This window comes from Amycolatopsis thermalba, from assembly GCF_023376025.1.
Lineage (GTDB): Bacteria > Actinomycetota > Actinomycetes > Mycobacteriales > Pseudonocardiaceae > Amycolatopsis_E > Amycolatopsis_E thermalba.
Window position 1 is genome coordinate 6629428 of record NZ_CP091196.1, and the last position, 15639, is coordinate 6645066.

Annotated in this window: 12 protein-coding genes and 1 riboswitch; of the genes, 7 read left to right on the top strand and 5 right to left on the bottom strand. The window is 72.8% G+C overall.

Features of this window, described 5'->3' with window-relative positions; genetic code table 11:
* Together L1857_RS32120 and L1857_RS32125 are read right to left on the bottom strand one after the other, a co-directional pair.
* Nucleotides 1-1602: an ABC transporter permease gene (locus L1857_RS32120; protein WP_249467529.1), complete on the bottom strand. Its 1602-nt coding sequence runs from the start codon at nucleotides 1600-1602 to the stop codon at nucleotides 1-3.
* Nucleotides 1603-1616: 14 nt separating this feature from the next.
* Complete coding sequence (locus L1857_RS32125; protein WP_116112452.1) at nucleotides 1617-2657, bottom strand: thiamine ABC transporter substrate-binding protein; 1041 nt, start codon at nucleotides 2655-2657, stop codon at nucleotides 1617-1619.
* 22 nt (nucleotides 2658-2679) lie between these two features.
* Nucleotides 2680-2790: riboswitch (TPP riboswitch) on the bottom strand.
* Between the two features lie 33 nt (nucleotides 2791-2823).
* Here L1857_RS32125 and L1857_RS32130 point away from each other — a divergent pair.
* The 3 genes from L1857_RS32130 to L1857_RS32140 all read left to right on the top strand — a co-directional run bounded on the left by L1857_RS32130 (nucleotide 2824) and on the right by L1857_RS32140 (nucleotide 4446).
* Nucleotides 2824-3114, top strand: coding sequence for a 4a-hydroxytetrahydrobiopterin dehydratase (locus L1857_RS32130; RefSeq protein ID WP_094004723.1), 291 nt, complete (start codon nucleotides 2824-2826; stop codon nucleotides 3112-3114).
* A gap of 63 nt (nucleotides 3115-3177) precedes the next feature.
* Nucleotides 3178-3402: a hypothetical protein gene (locus L1857_RS32135; protein ID WP_094004722.1), complete on the top strand. Its 225-nt coding sequence runs from the start codon at nucleotides 3178-3180 to the stop codon at nucleotides 3400-3402.
* Between the two features lie 366 nt (nucleotides 3403-3768).
* On the top strand, nucleotides 3769-4446 hold the full coding sequence (locus tag L1857_RS32140) for a VldE C-terminal domain-containing protein (RefSeq protein WP_233157173.1): 678 nt from the start codon (nucleotides 3769-3771) through the stop codon (nucleotides 4444-4446).
* Between the two features lie 433 nt (nucleotides 4447-4879).
* Here L1857_RS32140 and ychF read toward each other — a convergent pair whose 3' ends face one another.
* Nucleotides 4880-5962: a redox-regulated ATPase YchF gene (ychF, locus tag L1857_RS32145; protein ID WP_094004721.1), complete on the bottom strand. Its 1083-nt coding sequence runs from the start codon at nucleotides 5960-5962 to the stop codon at nucleotides 4880-4882.
* Between the two features lie 409 nt (nucleotides 5963-6371).
* Here ychF and L1857_RS32150 point away from each other — a divergent pair, with 409 nt between their 5' ends.
* Nucleotides 6372-7874, top strand: a complete 1503-nt coding sequence (locus L1857_RS32150) for an AlkA N-terminal domain-containing protein (protein WP_094004720.1) — start codon at nucleotides 6372-6374, stop codon at nucleotides 7872-7874.
* A gap of 20 nt (nucleotides 7875-7894) precedes the next feature.
* Complete coding sequence (locus tag L1857_RS32155) at nucleotides 7895-8404, top strand: methylated-DNA--[protein]-cysteine S-methyltransferase (protein ID WP_094004719.1); 510 nt, start codon at nucleotides 7895-7897, stop codon at nucleotides 8402-8404.
* 4 nt (nucleotides 8405-8408) lie between these two features.
* On the opposite strand, the gene L1857_RS32160 is transcribed toward L1857_RS32155, so the two are convergent.
* Entirely contained in the window at nucleotides 8409-11372 is a 2964-nt protein-coding gene (locus tag L1857_RS32160) for an AAA family ATPase (RefSeq protein WP_249467185.1), read from the bottom strand.
* The gene (locus tag L1857_RS32165; protein WP_162830727.1) at nucleotides 11369-12520 is read right to left on the bottom strand and encodes an exonuclease SbcCD subunit D; all 1152 of its coding nucleotides are present in this window, start codon (nucleotides 12518-12520) and stop codon (nucleotides 11369-11371) included. The genes L1857_RS32160 and L1857_RS32165 overlap by 4 nt, the downstream gene beginning before the upstream one ends.
* A 164-nt stretch (nucleotides 12521-12684) precedes the next feature.
* On the opposite strand from L1857_RS32165, the gene rmuC reads away from it, so the two are divergent.
* Both rmuC and L1857_RS32175 read left to right on the top strand, forming a co-directional pair.
* A complete protein-coding gene (gene rmuC, locus L1857_RS32170; protein ID WP_094004716.1) occupies nucleotides 12685-13602 on the top strand; it encodes a DNA recombination protein RmuC in 918 nt (305 codons plus the stop codon).
* Between the two features lie 157 nt (nucleotides 13603-13759).
* Nucleotides 13760-14818: a DUF6542 domain-containing protein gene (locus L1857_RS32175; protein ID WP_094004715.1), complete on the top strand. Its 1059-nt coding sequence runs from the start codon at nucleotides 13760-13762 to the stop codon at nucleotides 14816-14818.
* The last annotated feature ends 821 nt before the right edge of the window (nucleotides 14819-15639 follow it).

The window sequence follows — 15639 nt, forward strand, 5'->3', positions numbered from 1 at the left end:
TCAGAACTCCCCAACCCGGCCGGACGCGAGCCGGTCGATCACGATCACCGCGGCCGCGGTGACCAGCATGAGCAGGGCGCACGCGGCGTACGCCATCTGGTTGTTGAGCTGTCCCGGCCGCGCGATCAGCGCCGCGATCGCGACCGGCAGCGTCGGCGTCTGCGGGCGCGCCAGGAAGCTCGTCGCGCCGAACTCGCCGAGCGCGACCACGTATCCGAACCCGGCCGCCGCGACCACCGCGCGGAAGGTCAGCGGCACGTCGATCTCGCGCCACACCCGGGCCGGGCTCGCGCCGAGGGTGGCGGCGGCCTGGCGCAGCCGGTCGTCGATCGAGCGGACCACCGGCAGCACCGTGCGGATCACCAGCGGGATCACCACCAGCGCCTGCGCGAGCGGCACCAGCAGCGGCGACCGGCGCAGATCGCCGGGCAGCGCGTCGAGCGTGATGAGGTAGCCGAACCCGACGGTCACCGCGGACACGCCGAGCGGCAGCATCAGCGCGGCGTCCATCGACTCGCCGACCCCGCGCGCGAGCCGTCCCGGTGCGCGGCGCAACGCGACCAGCAGCACCGACGCCGACACCCCGATGACCATCGCCAGCACCGTCGCGTCGGTGGCGGTGCGCAGCGAGTTCAGCGCCGCCTCCCAGCCGGAGACCTGGAGCGTGCCGTCGTTGCCGGTGCTCGACAGCGCCCGGTAGCCGGCCAGGCTCCAGCCGTCCGCGGTGGACACCGAGCGCACCAGCAACGCGACGATCGGGGTCAGCAGCAGGCCGAGCACGACGACCGCGGCGCCGACGACGGCCCACTCCCCGCCGACCGGGCGCCGGGCGGTCTCCCGCCTCGACCGCAGCCGGAGCGCGCTCTCCCGGCGCTTGCGGGCCGCGGCGCCGAGCAGCAGCGCGGCCAGGACGGCGGCGATCTGCACCAGCGACAGCGCCGCCGCGCCGGTCAGGTCCAGCAGGTTCTCGGTGCGCAGGTAGATCTCGGTCTCCAGCGTCCGGTACCGCGCGCCGCCAAGGATCAGCACCACGCCGAAACTGGTGGCGCAGAACAGGAACACCACCGCGGCCGCGGACGTGATCGCCGGCATCAGCGCGGGCAGCGTCACCGAGCGGAACGCCCGCCAGCGGGACGCGCCCAGCGCGCGGGCGGCGTCCTCGGCCCGCGTGTCGAGCACCGCCCACAGCCCGGCGACCGTGCGGCCGACGACGGCGACGTTGAAGAACGCGTTGGCCAGCACGATGGAGATCCAGCCGCCGTCCGTCCACAGTGCCCGGAACGCCAGGCCCACCACCACGGTGGGCAGCACGAACGGGACCAGCACCAGCGTCCGGACCACCGCGACCCCGGGCAGCCGCACGCGCGCCAGCAGGAACGCGACCGGCAGCCCGGCGACCACCGCGATCAGCGTCGATCCGGCGGCCTGCGCGACGGTGAACCAGGCCAGCCGCCACGTCTCGCCCTCGGCCAGTGCCGCGAGCACCTCGCCGTCGACGAAGCCCAGCCGCAGGATCGCCCCGACCGGCCAGGCGAAGAAGACCACCAGGAACCCGAGCGGCAGCACGGCCAGTGCCGCCAGCCCGAGCCCGGTGCGGCTCAGTGGCCGAGTGCTGGTCACTGGCCGAGCAAGGAGCGCCACTGTTCGATCCACCGCTCACGCCCGGCCTGCACCGTCTCGGCGGGCAGGCTCGCCGGGTTCTGCGGCAGCGGGGCGGCCGTCGTCCAGGACGCGGGCAACGCCACGCCCTCGCGCGCCGGGTAGACGTACATGTTCTCCGCCACCGTCGCCTGGAACTGCTGGGACAGCAGGAAGTCGATCACCTTCCGGGCGTTGGCCGCGTTGGGCGAGCCGGCCAGCACACCGGCGTACTCGACCTGGCGGAAACAGGTGTCCAGCAGCGCCTTGGTGCGCGGCTTGCCGTCCTCACCGATCTCCGCGGCCGGCGAGGAGGCGTAGGACACCACGACCGGGCGCGGGCCCTTGCCGGAGGAGCCGGAGAAGTCCTGGCCGTAGGCCTCCTCCCAGCCGGCGACGGCGCGCATGCCGTTGTCCTTGAGGCGGGTCCAGTAGTTCTGCCAGTTCTGCTCGCCGTAGCGGGCGATGGTGCCGAGCAGGAACGCCAGGCCGGGCGAGCTGGTGGCCGGGTTCTCCACCACCAGCAGGTCCTTGTACTCGGGCTTGGCCAGGTCGTCGTAGGTCGCCGGCTCCGGGATGCCGCGTTCGGCGAACCAGGTGGTGTCGATGTTCACGCACACGTCGCCCAGGTCGACGGCGGACAGGCGGTGCTCGGAGTCCACGGCGTAGCGCTGCGGGCCGCGGTCGGCCTCGGGGCTGGTGTAGGGCGCGAAGACGCCCTCGGCGAGCGCGCGCGAGGCGAAGGTCGAGTCCACGCCGAAGGCCGCGTCGCCGATCGGGTTGGCCTTCGTGAGGACCAGGGTGTTGGTGAGCGCGCCCGCGTCGCCCTTCTTCACGACGTTGATCGTGATGCCGGTCTGCTGCTGGAAGGCGTCCAGGACCTGCTGCGGCGCGGCGAACGAGTCGTGGGTGACCAGCGTGACCGTGGCCGGGCCGTCTTCCGCGTCGTTGCCGGCCAGCGTGCAGCCCGCGGTCAGGGCGGCGACCAGGCCGACCAGGACGCCCGTGCGGAATTTCATGACCACTCCTCGCTCGTTCCGGCGAGAAAGGTCGGGGCCCTCCCTGCGCCGGCATGATCCGGATCAGGTGCGAACGGTCGCGGGGCGAACCCGCCTCTCAGCCCGGTGGACCCGGACTCCCGTGGCAACCGTGCAGCGTACCCGCCCCCGTACCACCATGGAGCACATGGCGGAACTACTGAGCGAAACCGAGATCTCCGAGGCCCTGAACAAGCTGCCGTACTGGCAGCGCGCGGGCGACGCGCTGGAGCGCACGGCCGAACTCGCCGACTTCCCGCAGGCCATTGCCGTGGTCAACCGGGTCGCGGAAATCGCCGAGAACGTGAACCACCACCCGGACATGGACATCCGGTGGCGCACCGTGACGTTCCGGTGCAGCACGCACTCCGCGGGCGGGATCACCGCGAAGGACGTGTCGCTCGCCGAGCGGATCGACGGCACGATCGACGCGCTGTGATCTAGGCCGGACCGGCAACATCGGAGCCGGTCTCGTGCGTTCCCCGGATGGAGGGAACGCATCATGAGGAAGGTTGTCGCGCGACTGGCCGCCGTGGGGGCCGCCGTCGCCGTGTTGCTGGGAGTGCTGGCCGGAACCGCGTCGGCGGTCTCGTCCACCGGGGTCGCCGCCGAACCGCCGAGCGAGACGCGCGCGGTGGTCGTCGGGACGCTGTCGTTCGGGTTGATGATCGCCGCGGCGGGCGCGGTGTTCTGGTACACGGCCCGCCACCGAGGGCCACAGGAGTGATTTCGGTCACGTCTGGTTCGGCGCGGTAACGACCACGGGTACGCGGGCGCTGTACGCGCAGAAGTCCCTGATCACCGCGAGGTTCGCCATGAACAGCACGCCCGCCCTGTCGCCGGCCCAGCGCGCCTGGATCACCGGCCTGGCCACCGCCATCACCCTGATCGCCGTTCTCGTGCTCGCCGCGCTGGGCTGATCCCAGCTGGTCAGCGGCCCGCCGGTGCGCCGGCGGGCCGTTTTTCTGCGCAGTTGATCTGTGTCCATGACCACGGATTGGTGACTTTTCCGTGTCCTATTCGTAATCTCACGGACGGCCATCCCCCGAACGGCCGAAACAAGTCCCCTCCCCGAAAATGGTGATCTTCCGAAATGGTGGGTCGACATAGATCCAAAGCGAAATCGCTGACAGTTTCCCTGGCGATCGGCCTGGCCGCGGCGTCCGTGCTGGGCTTCGCGGTGTGGCTGACCGGCAACTTCAGCCGGCAGGACACGGCGAGCATGGCGGCGCAGATGAAGCCGCTGCCGACGACCTCGACCCCGACGAGCACGTCGAGCAGCACGACCACCCCGCCGCCGCCCCCGCCGCCGGTGACGACCACGCCCCCGGTGGCACCCCCGCCGCCGACGACTACGAAGCCGACGCCGAAGTCCACGAAGACGACCCCGAAGACGACGACCAAGGCGGCGAACGCCTGCTCGTCGGTGCTGGAGGGCACGCTGCCCCACGTGGCGAAGGTGGGCAACCACATCGCGGCGAAGTTCGGCGTGGACGACATCGGAGGCCGCGCGGGCCGGGCCGGAACCAGCGACCACCCGAGCGGGCTGGCCCTGGACTTCATGGTGGACACGTCCACGGGCAACGCCATCGCCGACTACCTGCTGGCCAACCAGTCGGAGTTCAACGTCAAGTACGTGATCTGGCGGCAGCGCTACAACGACGGCAGCGGCTGGTCAACAATGGAAGACCGCGGCGGCGCCACGGCCAACCACTACGACCACGTGCACGTGTCCTTCAAGTCGAGCGGCTCGGTGAACGTGACCTGCTGAGCACGGCCGGTTTCGTGACGGTCCGGTGCACGTGACGCTGGCTGAGCACGGCCGGTTTCGCTTCGGTCGGGTGCACGTGACCCTGCTGGCTGCGGTCGGTCCCGTGACCACCGCCTCGGTCCGGTGCACGTGACCCTGCTGGCCGCGGTCGGTCCCGTGACGACCGCCTCGGTCCGGTGCACGTGGCCCGCGTGGTTCCGGAAACGCCCAGGCAGCCCCCGGCCTGGGCGTTTCCGTCTTTCCGGGGGCCACGGGCGCACGAGCCACAGCCCGACTCCGGCCGTCCCTGCGCTGAAGCACCCTTGACGGCACGACCTCGGACACCTCTTCGCCCCGAGATTCGAAGCGTGGACCAGGTCCGGCGCCGCTGTCCCGCTCGACACCTCCGCCCGGCTGCCGGCTATCCCCTGGCCACCAGGGAAACACGCCCGCATCAGACGTTGAAGCGGAACTCCACCACGTCGCCGTCGGCCATGATGTAGTCCTTGCCTTCCATCCGGACCTTGCCCGCGGAGCGCGCGGCGGCCATCGAGCCGGCCTCCATCAGGTCCTCGTAGGACACGACCTCGGCCTTGATGAACCCGCGCTCGAAGTCGGTGTGGATGACGCCCGCCGCCTGGGGCGCGGTCGCGCCCTGCGGGATCGTCCACGCCCGCGACTCCTTCGGGCCCGCCGTCAGGTAGGTCTGCAGGCCCAGCGTGTGGAACCCGGCGCGGGCCAGCGCGTGCAGGCCGGGCTCGGTCTGGCCGACCGACTCCAGCAGCTCGCGCACGGACTCCTCGTCGTCGAGTTCGAGCAGCTCGGCCTCGACCTTCGCGTCCAGGAACACGGCGTCCGCCGGCGCGACCAGCTTCGTCAGCTCCTCGCGCTTCGCCTGGTCGGTCAGCACGCCCTCGTCGGCGTTGAAGACGTACAGGAACGGCTTCAGGGTGAGCAGGCTCAGCTCACGCAGCAGCGCGGTGTCGACCTCCTGCTGCGCGGAGAACAACGTGCGCCCGCTGTCGAGGATGTCCTTCGCCTTCTGCGCGGCCTCCAGCGCGGGCCGGTTCTCCTTCTTGGTCCGGGCTTCCTTCTCCAGCCGCGGCAGCGCCTTTTCCAGCGTCTGCAGGTCGGCGAGGATCAGCTCGGTGTTGATCGTCTCGATGTCCGACGACGGGTCGACGCGGCCGTCGACGTGCACCACGTCCGGGTCGTCGAACACCCGGATGACCTGGCAGATCGCGTTGGCCTCGCGGATGTTCGCCAGGAACTTGTTGCCCAGGCCGGCGCCCTCGGAAGCGCCCTTCACGATCCCCGCGATGTCCACAAAGGACACCGTGGCCGGCACGGTACGGGCGGAGCCGAACATCTCGGCGAGCTTGTCCAGCCGCTCGTCGGGCAGCGGCACGACGCCGACGTTGGGCTCGATGGTGGCGAACGGGTAGTTCGCGGCGAGCACGTCGTTGCGGGTCAGCGCGTTGAACAGGGTCGACTTGCCGACGTTGGGCAGGCCGACGATACCGAGGGTCAGACTCACGGCTCCGAAGTCTACGGGGCGAGCCCGCCACCCGGCCCGGCAGCCGTTCGCCCACCCGGCCCGGCAGCACCTTCACCACCCGCCCCGGCACCCATTCGCGGCCCAACCCAGCAGCCGGTCCACCACCCGGCCCGGCAGCACCTTCGCCACTCCCCCGGCAGCACCTTCGCCACTCCCCCCGGCAGCACCTTCGGACGCGGCCCGGCGGCCGTCCACCGCCCGCCCGGCACCCATTCGCCACCCAGCCCTGCTGCCGGTCCACCACCCGGCCCGGCAGCCCGTTCACCACCCCGCCCGGCAGCGCCTCGCCACTCAGCCTGCAGCGCGTCGCCACCGGCCCGGCAACCCGTTCACGGCCATGTCGGATTTCCGCCAGTCGAGTGGCTGACCTGCTGGCAGGATCGAACCCATGACAGCCATCGCCGCACCGGCCGAGCAGGCGCTCTGGCGCGACCCCGAGCGCTGCTACCGCGCCGTCGCCTCGCGCGACGCCCGCTTCGACGGCCAGTTCATCACGGCCGTGCGCACGACCGGCATCTACTGCCGGCCGTCCTGCCCGGCGCTCACCCCACGGCAGGAGAACGTGCGGTTCTACCCGACCGCGGCCGCCGCCCAGGCCGCCGGGTTCCGCGCCTGCCGCCGCTGCCTGCCCGACGCCGTGCCCGGTTCGCCCGAGTGGAACGTGCGCGCCGACCTGGCCGCCCGGGCCATGCGGCTGATCGCGGACGGCGTCGTCGAGCGTGAGGGCGTGCCCGGCCTGGCCCGCCGGCTCGGCTACTCGGAACGCCAGCTCGGCCGGGTCCTGACCACCGAACTCGGCGCCGGGCCGCTGGCCCTGGCCCGCGCGCACCGGGCGCACTCGGCGCGGCTGCTCATCGAGCTGTCCGAGCTGCCGCTGGCCGACGTCGCGTTCGCGGCCGGCTTCGCCAGCGTCCGGCAGTTCAACGACACCATCCGCGAGGTCTTCGCCCGCACACCGTCCCAGCTGCGCACGGCCGCCGCCGCGGCACGCCGCCGCGCCGGCGCCGCCGAACCGGAAACGGGTACCGCCGGGACCCGGCTGTCCCTGCGGCTGCCGTTCCGCCCGCCGTTCGACGCCGCCGGGATCCTCGGCTTCTTCGCCGCCCGGGCGGTGCCCGGGGTCGAGTCGGCCGATGACCACAGCTACACCCGCACGCTGCGGCTCCCGCACGGCGCCGCGTCGGTGACCCTGACGCCGCAGGACGGGCACGTGCGCTGCGACCTGCGGCTCGCCGACGTCCGCGACCTCGGCGCCGCGGTCACCCGCGCCCGGCGCCTGCTGGACCTGGACGCCGACCCGGATGCCGTCGCCCGCGTGCTCGGCGCCGACCCGGCGCTGGCCCCAGCGGTCGCCGCGACCCCGGGCATCCGGGTCCCCGGCGCGGCCGACGGCGGCGAGCTGGTGCTGCGCGCCATGCTCGGACAGCAGGTCTCGGTCGCCGCCGCGCGCACCGCCGCGGCCCGGCTCACCGCCGCGCTCGGTGATCCGGTCCCGTGGCAGGACGACCTCCTGCTGTTTCCCACCGCCGAAGCCGTGGCCGAGCGGGGCCACGAGGTGCTCCGCGGGCCGCAGCGCCGCATCGACGCCATCCTCGGCGCCGCCGCCGCACTCGCCTCCGGCGAGGTCGACGTACACGTCGGACGCGACCCCGGCGAGCTGCGGGACGAACTGCTCGCACTCACCGGCATCGGACCGTGGACCGCCGACTACGTGCTGATGCGCGTCCTCGGCGCACCCGACGTGCTCCTCACCGGCGACCTCGTGCTCCGCAAGGGCGCCGCCGCACTCGGCATCGCCGACGACATCCCCGCCCTCACCGAACGCGCACAGGCCTGGCGACCGTGGCGGTCCTACGCCGGCATGTACCTGTGGCGCTCGAGCCAGGCCTGAACCCCGTAAGGAGAACCGACATGAGCATCGCCCACTGGTCCACAACCGACACCCCGGTCGGCCCGTTCACCGCCATCGTCGCGAGCGACGGCGCCGTCCTGGCCTCCGGCTGGACCGCCGAGCTGGCCGAACTGACTCCCCAGATCTCCCCCTCCCTGCGTCCGTCCGACCTCCGCGAGAAACACGACCTCGGCGCGGTCAGCACCGCGGTCCGCCGCTACCACGAGGGCGAGCTGGACGCGATCGACGACATTCCCGTACGCCAGCGCTCCGGCGAGTTCCTGCAGCACGCGTGGGACGTGCTGCGCACGGTGCCCGCCGGCAAACCGGTCACCTACAGCGAGTACGCCGCTCTCGCCGGCCGTCCCGCCGCCATCCGCGCCGCGGCCTCGGCGTGCGCCCGCAACGCGGCGGCGCTGTTCGTGCCCTGCCACCGGGTGCTCCGCATCGGCGGCGCACTGGGCGGCTTCCGCTGGGGCGTCGACGTCAAGCGCTGGCTGCTCGACCACGAAACCCCGTACCGCTCCTGAAGATTCACGCCATCTGCAGCTCCAGACTCGACCCGGTGCGGGACTTGCGCACCCGCAACCGGGTCGGGATCCGCTGCCGCAGCTCCTCCACATGGGACACCAGGCCGACCACCCGGCCTCCGGCTCGCAGGTCGTCGAGGATGTTCATCACCACGTCGAGGGTTTCGGCATCGAGCGTGCCGAAACCCTCATCGACGAACAGCGTGTCCAGCAGCGAGCCACCGGTCTCCGCCGCGACCACGTCGGCCAGCCCGAGCGCCAGCGCGAGTGACGCGAGGAACGACTCCCCGCCGGACAGGGTCTTCGCCGGCCGGACGGTGCCGGAGAAGTCGTCCAGCACGTCCAGTCCCAGGCCGCCCCTCGTGCCGTGCGATCCGGCCGCATCGGAGTGCACGAACGAGTAGCGGCCCTGGCTCATCGTCTGCAACCGCGCTGTCGCGGCGATGGCCACCTCTTCCAGCCGGGCCGCCAGGACGTACGACCGCAGCGACATCTTCCGCGCGTTCTGCCCGCGCCCGTTGACCACGTCGGTCAGCGCGTCGAGCTCCGCGAACTCCTCCTCCAGCGGCCGCAGCCGCTCCGTCGCGGCCGCCAACCGCTCGGCCAGCGTGCCCAGCGCATCCGCTTGCGCGGTCGCCGACCGGAGGACGGCGACCGCCGCCTCGGCCCGTTCCCGCGCTGCCTGGGCCTTCGCCCTCGCCGACTCGACGTCCACCTCGTCGTCCGGCCCGACCCCGAACAGTTCGGGCTCGTTCAGCGTCGCCCGTGCCGCCGCTTCGGCCGCACTGGCATCGGCCAGGTGCTTTTCCAGCTCCCGGACCGTCGCCTCGTCCCGGGCGGCGGCCCGCATCTCGTCCACGGTCTCGAAACCGGCCCGCCACAGGGCGTCCCGCACCTCGGCGCGCTGACGTTCGAGCTGCTCGGCGGCACTCGCGGCCGCGGACCGCGCCTCGGCCAGGGCGTCCAGCGCGCGCACGATCCCCGTCAGGTGCGCGCGGCGGGCGGCGACATCCGCGTGCTCGCCCCGCGCCTCCTCCAGCCGCCGTGCGCGTTCGGCGACGCGATCGGACAACGTCTGCCGCTGGGTCTCGGCAGCCGTCGCCGCCTGCAGCGCGGCCGACCGCTCCTTCTCCAGTTCCCGTTGCTCGGTTTCGGTGGCCTGCACCTGTTTCGCGAGCGGCACCCGCTGCTTCGCCAACGCGTCCAGACCCGCGATCTCCTTGCGCAGCACCGAGAGTTCCTCGTTCAGCTGGGCCCCGTCCCGCCCCCGCAGACGTTCGCGCAGCGCCGCGAGCTTGGTTTCGGCCTCGTGCTTGGCCGCCTCCGCGGCCTTGCGCCGCCGCTCCGCCCGGCTCTCCGCCTCTTCGGCCGCCTGCTCCTGCTCGGGCGAGACCGCTTCGGGCGCGGCCATGGCCGGGGCCGGGTGATCACACGAACCACACACCGGGCACGGCGATCCGGACGTCAGCCGGGCGGCCAGCTCGGCCGCCATCCCGTCCAGCCGCCACCGGCGCAGCTCGAGGAACCGCTCACGTGCCTCCTGGTGCTGGTCGATCGCCTGCCGGGCCAGCTCTTCGGCGTCCGTCAACGCGCGCTCGGCCGCGGGCAGGCGCTCCGCGTCCCGCACCGCGGCGACCAGTTCGGACTCGCGCTTGCGGACCTCACCGAACTTCGCCTCGGCGTCGATCGCGGTGTCCAGCCGCTCCCGCAGGTCCCGTGCCCGCTCCGGGATGCCGGCCAGCTTCTCCCCGAGCACCTCGACCCGGGCACGCGCCTCGGTCGCGGCCTCGGCGAACCGCTCGATGTCCCGCTGGTCGCGGACCTGCTGCGCGGCCTCGTCCACCAGCCCGGCGAGCGCACCGGCCTCCTCGCGCAGCTTCCCGGACAGCTTGCGCAGGTCCGCGGTGCCCACCCGCGCGTCCGCGAAACCCGTTGCGGCGAGCGCCTGCGCCCGGCGTTCCTCTGCCACGCGGGCCTCGTCCAGCTGGGTCGCGCACCGGTCCGCCTGAGCCGCGACACCGATCACGGCCGCCGCCCGCCTGGCGGCCTCGAGTTCACGGGCCCAGCGGTTCCGTTCCTCCTCCTGCTCGGCCAGCGCCGCGAGCCGCTGGTGCGCGTCCCGCACCCGGCGCACGCGTTCGGCCGCGGCGAGCCGCTCGGCCAGCAGCTCGTCAGCGGATTCCCGCGCCGCGCGCGCCCGCTTCTCGTCGTCCTGGGCCTGTTCCACGGTGGACCTGATGCGCTCGCCGGTGCGCGCGACCCAGCCCGCGATGTCCTCCTCGGGCACGTCCTCCCCGGCCACCTGCGCGAACCGCGCCGTCCACTCCCGCAATTCCAGGCGCTGCTGATCGAGTTCGCGCCGCCGGTCCGCGCGCCGTTCCCGGAACCACGCCTCGACGTCGGCGAACCGCTTGGTGCCGAAGAGCCGCTCCAGCAGCTTCTCCCGCTCGTCGGTGTCGGCACGCAGGAACCTGGCGAACTCCCCCTGCGGCAGCAACACGACCTGGAAGAACTGTTCCGCGCTCATCCCCAGCAGACGCTGGACCGTGCGGCCGACCTCGTCGATCCGGGTCAGACCCTCGGGAGGCTGGCCCGCGGGCGGCGGACCGACCCACCTGAGCACCGCCTTCGCCTGCTGTGTGGTCGTTCCTTCGCCACGCCGCTTCGGACGCTGGTACTCCGGGCTGCGCGACAACCGCAAACGCTGACCCTGGACGGTCAGTTCGAGCACGACCTCGGTCGGGTCCTCCGGATCCGCCAGATCGCAGCGCAACCGTTTGACCTGCCCGCGCGCGCCGGGCACGGTGCCGAAGAGCGCGAACGCCACCGCGTCCAGCAGCGTGGTCTTGCCCGCGCCGGTATCGCCGTGCAGGAGGAACAGCCCGTCGGCGCCGAGCGCGTCGAAGTCGACGACCTGCCTGGTCCGGTACGGACCGAAAGCCGCCACCTCCAGCCGGTGCAGTCTCATGCCGCGTCCTCCCTGTCCGCCTTCTCCAGGGCCGTCCGCAGCAGCGCGGCCTCACGCTCGTTCGGCGGAGCGCCCCGGCAGTCGTCGAGGAAACCACGGGCGATCTCCTCGTCCGACCGCCCGCGCACCGCCGCGGCGTACCGCAACGCCGAGGACGTCTTCCCGTTCTCCGGCTGCCACTCCAGGTGCACGGCGTGGGGGAAACGCTCCCGCAGCAACCGCATCGCGTCGACCGGGCGGACGTCGTCGGTGAGCGTGACCGACAGATAACACTCGGCCAGCTCGTCGTGCGCCGGATCGGCCAGCAGGTCAGCGAGGCGGCCGGTGAGCTTGGCGAGCCGGCGCGGCACCGGCAGCTCGTGGCGACGCACCTCGGCCAGGCCGGACGCGTCGAGGTCGACCAGCCACACCGATTTCCGTTGCTGCGCCTCGGAGAACGAGTAGGCGACCGGGCTGCCCGAGTACCGCAGGTGCTCGGCGAGCGTCTGCGGGCCGTGCAAGTGTCCCAACGCGACGTAGTCGGCGCCGTCGAACACCGCGCCGGGGACCTGTTCCACGCCACCGACCGCAATGGACCGCTCCGATTCCGTCGGCGCGCCACCGGTGACGAACGCGTGCGCGAGCACGACCGAACGGGTTCCCGGTGCACGCTCCGCCAGGTCGGCCCGGATGCGCCGCATCGCCTCGGTGAGCACGCCCGTGTGGCCCCGCGCCCCCGTCACGCCGAGCGCGTGCCGCGCCGGTTCCGGCTCCAGGTAAGGGATTCCGTAGATCGCGACCGGACCGTGGTCGTCGTCGAGCAGGACCGGGTCGGCGATGCGGTCGATCGTCGTGCGCAGGTGCAGACCGCCGGCGGCGGCGAACTCACCGAACGCTCCCAGCCGCGGCGCCGAGTCGTGGTTGCCGGACGTGAGGACGATGTGCGCACCGGCGTGCCGCAGGCGGCTCAGGGCGCGGTTGGCGACCTGCACCGCCTCGGCGGACGGCACGGCGCGGTCGTAGATGTCGCCCGACACGAGGACGACGTCCACCCCCTCGGCGGCCACCAGGTCCGCGAGGTGCGCGAGCACGGCGTCCTGCTCGGCGAGCAGGTCCAGGCCGTGGAAGGTGCGTCCGACGTGCCAGTCGGAGGTGTGCAGGAGTCTCACGCCGCCCAAGTTACGAGGGGGGTCCGACAGAATCCCGCAGACACCCCGCGATGCTTCACCCGAACGTGTGTTCGGAGTGGATTCGAGCGGGCGGGCCCCGTTTTTGTCGGTGCCCTCCGTCATGATGCGGTCACGTTCTCGACGATCAAGAAAGGAGGGCGGCAGTGGCCTCCACCGTGATCAGCACGGCAGCCGTCGCGATCGCTTTGGTCCTGGTCGTGGCGGTCGTCCTGCTGTGGCGGCTCTACAGCGACAGCATGCGCCGCGCGGACGCGGCGGCTCGCCAGGTCGAGGCCGAGCGGTCACGCGTGGATCAGCAGCAGGCGGCGTTGCGCCGGTACGAAGTGGCCTTCGCCTCGATCAGCGGCCGCGGCGAGCTGGGCGAGCAGGTACTGGCGGAGACCGCGCGGGCGCTGGGGTTGCGCGAGGGGCTGCACTACACACTGCAGACGGACCTGGGCGGTGGCGGATCGGCCAAACCGGACATGGTGCTGCGGGTGGGCGGTGACCGGAGCGTGCCGGTCGACGCTAAGGCGAGCCTGGCGTGCTGGGCAGAAGCGGTCGAGACCGACGATCCCGACGAGCGGATGGACGCGTTGCGGGTGCACGTCCGGAACCTCCGGTCCCGGGCGGCGGAGCTGGCGGGCAAGGGGTACCAGCGCTGGGCCGACGCGATCTACGGCACGGTGATGTTCGTGCCGTCCGACGCGGCCGTGGTGGCGGCGCTGGACACCGATCCCGAACTACTGCGGTGGATGCTCGACCGGCGGGTGTTCCTGTGCGGACCGACCGGGTTCGCGGTGGTGGCGTCGGCCGCGCTGTTCGCCGCGAGCGACCGGGCGGTGGTGGAGGACATCGAGCGGGTGCGGGCCGGCGCGGCGGCGGCGCACCGGGCGGCGGGCAACGCGATCGAGGCGCTCAACCTCAGCAGTACCCACCTGCAGCGGTTCCTGTCGGCGCGGCGGCGGGAGCTGGACGCGCTCGAGGGGTTCCGGGCGGCCGTGGCGCCGCTGTCGGACGCGGCGGCGAGCCCGACCGAGGTGGCCACCATCCGGAGGGGGGACGAGATGGCCGCGAGCTAGGGGAAAACTTCACGTTACCGGCACGTTGCCAACACGGCCGGGGCGGCCGAAACCGCTGATCAAGGCGGGTGCCGGGTGGGCCGATCCAGTGGTCTGAACCGCAACCTCCGCGGGATGGGGAGCCGTTGGGGCCGGCTACAGGTTACGGTGTTGCCTCGTGACCGCCATTCCCGATCGCCGGAGCGATTCCGACGCCGACGACATCCCGGTGCCGTGGGATCAGCGTCCCATCGTCGGGGAACGCCGCGGCTTGCCGTGGTGGGGTGCCGTGCTCCTCGCGTTCGGGCTGGCGGTGATCGGTGCGGTCATCGACATGCAGACGCAGAACACGCTCGGCTGGCTGTTCAAGGGCGCGTACTTCGTCGGCGCGGTGGGCGCTGTGGCGGGGGTGCAGCGGCGCAGCCTGTTCGGGCCGATGGTGCAGCCCCCGCTGGTCCTGGGGATCACCGTGCCCGGGGTGGTGCTGCTGGTCTCCGGGCTGCCGGACAACAGCGACATGCTGACGCGCGCGCTGGCCGTCGGCACACCGCTGATCAACGGGTTCCCGACCATGGCGATCACGACCGGCTGCACGCTGGTGCTGGGCATCGTCCGGATCTACCGCGAACGCAACCCGGACGCGGCGCCGAAGGCGAGCGACAAGCGGCCCACGGACCCGAAGCGTCCCGGCGGTGCGGGACGTGGCGGTGCCGCGCGGGGTGACGCGCCGCGTGGCCGCCGCCCGGCCGACGGGCGTCCCGGCTCCGGTGCGGGCTCTGGTTCTGGTGCCGGTTCTGGCTCCGGTGCGGGCTCCGGCTCTGGTGCGGACCGCCCTGCGGGGCAGGGCCGTGCCGCGGGTGCGGTCGCGGCGGCGCGTGGTGTGGCTGGTCGGCGCCCTGGACGCCGCCCGCCCGAGGACGATGCGCGCCGCGCCGCGGATGAGGCGCCGCGACGTGGGCGTCGGGGCGCGGACGGCGGTGCGCGCCGCCCGGCGGAGGACGACCCGCGCCGTGACGCCGCTGCCCGGGGCGCGAAGACCCCGCCTCCGGGGCGCCGCCCGCGGCAGCGCGCCGTACCGCCGGAGGACGCCGACCGCCGCGCCGGGGAGCCACGCACCGGCGGCCCCGCGGCCGACCGCCCCCGCCGGGTCCCCCCACGAGCCGGCGACCCACGCCGAGCGCCCGAGGGCCGTCGCGGAGGCACCCCACGCCGCCGCCCCTGGGACGACGAAGCCTGAACACCGGGCGACGCTCCCCCTGGGGCGAGGCCTGAACACCGGGCGACGCGCCCCCTGGGGCGAGACCGGAGCACGGGAACACGCCCCTGAGGCGAGCCCTGAACACCGGGCGACGCCCCCTCGGGCCGAGACCGGAGCACCGAGAACCACACCCCCTGGGCGGAACCGGAGCACCGAGAACCACACCCCCTGAGCGGAACCGGAGCACTGGGCAACAGCGTCCCGGGGGCATGACTTCAGCTCCGGGCCGCAGGCGTCCAGGAGGGCAACGGCCTCAGCCCCGACTGCATGCCCCAGGGGAACGCGACCCTGGGTGCGCCGGGACTACCCGGCCGGCGGGACCTGGCTCGAAGGCCTCTGGGCACGGCGGGACCCACCCCGCCGCGACGACTCCTGACCGCCGCTGGATGCGCCTCCCGGCACAAGCACCGGAGAACTCGCCTGTCTTGGAGTTGAAACACTCGCCTGTCCTGAAACAGCATCCGGCTGGAGTCGGATGCCTTGAAACAGCATGCGACTTGACGGCGGATGTCGTCGAGCAACAGCAGGCGTGGAGTAGACATGCTCACGATCGCTAGGGCTGGGGAAGGCCCACTGGCTGTCGGGTGAGGAGTTGGTTTCCGGGCTCAGCGGGGTGGGGCACGGTCGTGTGGGCATCACGGTCGGTTGCGGATCGCGTATACGAGGCCGGAGGGGACGAACTCGGCGTGGGGACTTGCCATCCGCGCGCCCAAAGTGCGCTTCCCATCCGCAGGGCCGGACGTGACAAGTGCCCGGGACGAAACTGTCCCGGGCACTCGAAACCCGCACCTACCGAAAGC

Coding starts and splice junctions, on each gene's coding strand:
- L1857_RS32155 (WP_094004719.1), top strand. CDS start 7,895: ATGAGCATCGCCCACTGGTCCACAACCGACACCCCGGTCGGCCCGTTC.
- L1857_RS32130 (WP_094004723.1), top strand. CDS start 2,824: ATGGCGGAACTACTGAGCGAAACCGAGATCTCCGAGGCCCTGAACAAG.
- L1857_RS32135 (WP_094004722.1), top strand. CDS start 3,178: ATGAGGAAGGTTGTCGCGCGACTGGCCGCCGTGGGGGCCGCCGTCGCC.
- L1857_RS32140 (WP_233157173.1), top strand. CDS start 3,769: ATGGTGGGTCGACATAGATCCAAAGCGAAATCGCTGACAGTTTCCCTG.
- L1857_RS32150 (WP_094004720.1), top strand. CDS start 6,372: ATGACAGCCATCGCCGCACCGGCCGAGCAGGCGCTCTGGCGCGACCCC.
- L1857_RS32125 (WP_116112452.1), bottom strand. CDS start 2,657: ATGAAATTCCGCACGGGCGTCCTGGTCGGCCTGGTCGCCGCCCTGACC.
- L1857_RS32160 (WP_249467185.1), bottom strand. CDS start 11,372: ATGAGACTGCACCGGCTGGAGGTGGCGGCTTTCGGTCCGTACCGGACC.